This window comes from Streptomyces sp. NPDC054794 (assembly GCF_053611585.1).
The window spans coordinates 1-3,979 of sequence record NZ_JBSHAQ010000128.1 but is presented as its reverse complement, the minus strand read 5'-3'; the positions used below and the strand labels follow the sequence as shown (position 1 = coordinate 3,979).

Sequence of the window (3,979 nt, the reverse complement as noted above, 5' to 3'; positions counted from 1 at the left end):
CGCGGGTCGTGGTCGGTGACTGTCGACTGACCAGCGCAACATCACGGCGCCCCGCCCCACTCTTATGCGGGGACGGGGCGTTGTACGTGTCGGCCGGCGGATCGCATCAGCATGCTGCGCTCTGCGGTGAAGCGGGTGGCATGGCTATGAGGGAGATGTCTGCTCTCCACGCGCGGGGGACAGTCTTGTCGTCATGCTCTGGTAGTCCGAGGTGCCTCGTTGGTGCGCGGCGCATCGGCTGCGCAGCGTTCTGACCTGTTGTGGTGGGGCTTTCGGCGTTCGTGGTCGGGTCTGCGCAAGCCGGTACGTACCCCATTTGTGCAGGGGGAGGAGCGGGAACGGCGGCGTGCAGTGGTGGGGTTCGTGGCTGTGGTCACGCTCATGGTCGGCCGGTGCGCACCGCTGCACGAGGAGACGGTGTGCGATGCGCAGCCGTCACCCGTTGCGTGGTGCGCAGCGATTGCGCAGGTTGTCTACGGGTGCCGGGCCTGGCTCCAGGGGACCGTGTGTTCGGGGTCTTGGACGGGGCGCCACACGGGTGCTGACGGGCCGCCCTGGAGCAGGTCGGTCATGGGCGCTGCGAGGACAGGGACGGTGCGCAGGAAGCCGGCCAGTGCCGGCTCCGAGGCGGTTGCGTGGAGGGCGCGGATTCGCGTCTGGACGCCTGTGGGGCCAGTGCCGTCTAGGACGAACAGCAGCCGCGGGAACAGGGGGTAGCGGCGCCGCCAGTCCTCTTCCAGGAGCCGCTGCCCAACGGCGGTGCGTGGGCGTCCGGGTGGGGGTGCGGGGATGTAGTCGTGGAGGCGGGCGTAGGCGGTGAGTTTCGCGGCCAGGCGCTCGGGTCCCATGGTGGCCCGGTCGACCTCGACGAAGGCCCGCAGCATCGATCCGCCGTTGCTGGAGGTGCGGTAGTACAGGAGGGCGTCGGGGATGACGGCCTCGCCGCTGCCGAGGGGGTGGTAGACCTCGGGGATCCAGTCCAGGGGCCGGCAGACGTCGCCGCGGCGGCGGGCGTCCTGCAGGAAGGCCAGCCCGGTCTCCGTCACCACCAGCGAGTGGCCCACCCGTAGCCGTGCGGCTGTGGGGTCGGCGATCAGCTTCGGCGGCCGCCAGTCCCGCAGTTCGGGCCACTCGGAGGCGACGTCCACGCCGTACCGGGTGGCGAACCAGACCCGGGTGCGGCCGGCCTGCGGCAGGGTGATGCGGTCGATGAGCCCCTCGTCGTGGAGTTTAGCCAGGCGGCGCCGGGTCTGTTCGATCCGTACCCCGGGTGCGATCACGACATGTATCTGCTCGGTCGTCGCCATCCGGTACTGGGCCAGTACGGCCAGTGCCATCCGGTCTCCTGTGCCTGCGTCGGCCTTCAGCATTGCCACCGTCGTCCCTTCCATGCGGTGTGGCGCCGGTCTTCTCCGGCGCCGCGCTCAGGACCCAGGCCAGCAGTCGGCCCCGACCAGAGGGCCGACCGCGAAGGCCCGACCAGTGTCACGATGCGATAACCCCGCCCCCGACCATGCCGGGAACCCCGCCGGGGACCTCTTCGACAACCCCGCCGACAACTGTCTGTCCCTTCCCGCCGCCTGACGGCGTATCCGCAGGTCACCATGCCTTTGGGGCGTGGTCGGGGAGCCAGACATCCCCCTCTGCACCCCCACAACGCCCCCGCCCAGAAAGAAGAAAAGGGAAAAGGGGAGGGCGGGCGTGGTGTGGCGGAGCCTCGGGGGATAGGGCGGACCTCAAGGGTGTTGCGCGTCGGCGGGGCCTCCGCGCTCCGCGCCGGACAAGTCGGCGCACCAGGAGGGCCAGGGCGCTGGCCGGGCGCAGCTGCGGACGGACGTCAGGGCGACGGCTGCGGGGCCGGCCCCGCGTCGTCCGTGTCCTGCCCGTGCTCGTACAGGGCGCGGGCCTCGGTCACGGCGCGCTGCCAGCTGCGCTCATGGCCGCCGTGCTCGCGGGCCAGCTGGGCGGCGATGCCACGCCGGTAGCCACCGGCCTGCCGGAGTTCTGCGAGGGCAGTGGCCACGGCCTGGTCCCGCTGGGCGCGGCTGGCGCCGCCTCCCTGATTGCCCCGGCCGTCCCCCGGGCGCCGCCCAGCAGCCTTAAGACGGCCGGTTCCGACGTCCTCCTGCCAGGCCGTCCAGAACGCCTCCACGGCCTCCTGGTCGTAGTAGTGGGTGCGCCCCAGCGTGCACTCCACCTCCGGGAACCGGAGCTCCGGCGGGTGCTGCTCGCGCTGGGCGCACCAGCGGGCCACGGTGGCCATCGACGCCCCGGTGTGCTGCATGACCCATGCGCGGCTCACCACCCACCGGTCACCCGCGATCCGACGCGACGCGCCGTCCTCGCTCATCACCGACACTCCCTCACGCTGTGCGCAGCGCAACATCACGACCACCGACCCCCGTTACACTAGACCAGTCTCGCCTAGAGATACGCTGGCGGGGAATTTCCGAGAGGGTTTACCGGCCCATTGAATCCGAAATTTCCCGCCAGCATTCAATTCGCCACCTCCCCGATAATAAGGCCGGCCGCTTTCGAGAAAGCAGCCCTGTAAGGCAGGGCGTGGCGCAGCATTTCGGTTTATTTCTCTTCCCCCCGCGGAGCGGGTGTCCCAGGGCGCTGCGCGCCTCGGGAAGTGAGGGCGGGCGGCTGCGCCGTCCGCACGGCTGGGGCGGTCCGCTGCGCTCCCCTCCCAGCGGGCCACGGTCCGCTGCGCTCCCCTCCCGTGCCGGTGGGCGGAGGGAGGGGAACTGTGTGCGGAGAGGTGCCGGGTCGCCATCCGCAGCACCCCTCCGCGCCCCGTGCGGGCCAACCGGGGCAGAAAGGGGCCGGGGCGCACCCCGGGCCCACTTGGTCCTCTACAGGACGGTGTAGGCGACCGGCGGGTAGACGGCCTCGTACCCGTCGTCGCCGTCGTCGGCGGAGTGCACGCCGAAGGCGTCCACGTAGGCGCCGGGTTCACGGTCACCGAGCAGCTCGGCCGCCTCAGCAGCGGGGCACTCGTTCAGCGCCCCCCAGCACAGGTGCCAGGCCCGCACCGTGGCGCCCCCGTCAGCACCGGAAGCGGGGGAGCGCAGGTACATCACGCCCGAGCACAGGGTCTGCGCCAGCCCGCACGTCAACAGGAAGACGAAGTTGTCCAGGTACTTGGGCTCCGCACCCACCAGGTCATCAGCGCCGCCGTCACCCTGCACGGTGATCGGCAGAGTGGCACTCAGCGGGTGCTCCTGCCCCTCCATGTCGACCCCGAGCCGCAGGACGTGCTCACCCGGCGCCAGCCGCGCCATGAGCGTCATCAGGACCGCGTGTGCTTCCTCGCGGGCCTCTGCGATGACGTCTAAAGAAACCGGCTTGAGCTGCATTCTTTTCCCCTTCGTTTCGCCTAGAGATGCTGTCGGGATGAGTTACCGCCCATCCCGACACTTCTTATTCTATCCATGAAGGCAGTCGATAAACGGGACTCCGGACGAATTATTTATTGTGCGGCGCCTCGACATGGCATTTCCAGCGCGCCGGGCAGTGGCAAGGCAGCCCTGATCCAGAAACGATCCGGATACCACTTTGAAGCACAGCTGTGAGTGCCCGCCCGGATCTTCACGGTACCGGAGGGAGCCCAACCCCGGCCCCTTCACAGGCACGCCCCACCCGAAGACCCATTTCTGACCCACCCTCACATCCCCTCACACCCAGACCAGATGAGCGACCCATCCGGCCCCTCCAGCTGCTGCACGGGCCGAAGGCCCGTCACCCGCGCGGCAGCGCGGGGTGGCTGGAGCGCAGCGGAAGCCACCACCCGGGCAGAGCCCGGGCGCCGGCCCGAGGGTCGGCCACTCCCGGAGCAAAGCGGAGGGAGTGTCAATCCACAGGCGTAGCCGGTGGATTGAGCGGTGAGCGCAGCGAACCGCCAGCGCTCCCGCGGAGCGGGAGCGCAACTCGGGCGCGCAGCGCCCGAGTTCGCTTGCATCGCGCGCAGCGCGAT

At 70.2% G+C, this 3,979-nt stretch carries 3 protein-coding genes; all 3 read right to left on the bottom strand.

Annotated elements, in window-relative coordinates; genetic code table 11:
• Nucleotides 1-473 precede the first annotated feature (473 nt).
• The gene (locus tag ACWGKT_RS48270) at nt 474-1,337 is read right to left on the bottom strand and encodes a replication-relaxation family protein (protein ID WP_453278786.1); all 864 of its coding nucleotides are present in this window, start codon (nt 1,335-1,337) and stop codon (nt 474-476) included.
• Between the two features lie 500 nt (nt 1,338-1,837).
• A complete protein-coding gene (locus ACWGKT_RS48265) occupies nt 1,838-2,350 on the bottom strand; it encodes a hypothetical protein (RefSeq protein ID WP_453278785.1) in 513 nt (170 codons plus the stop codon).
• A gap of 508 nt (nt 2,351-2,858) precedes the next feature.
• Nucleotides 2,859-3,362, bottom strand: coding sequence for a hypothetical protein (locus ACWGKT_RS48260; protein ID WP_453278784.1), 504 nt, complete (start codon nt 3,360-3,362; stop codon nt 2,859-2,861).
• Nucleotides 3,363-3,979 lie beyond the last annotated feature (617 nt).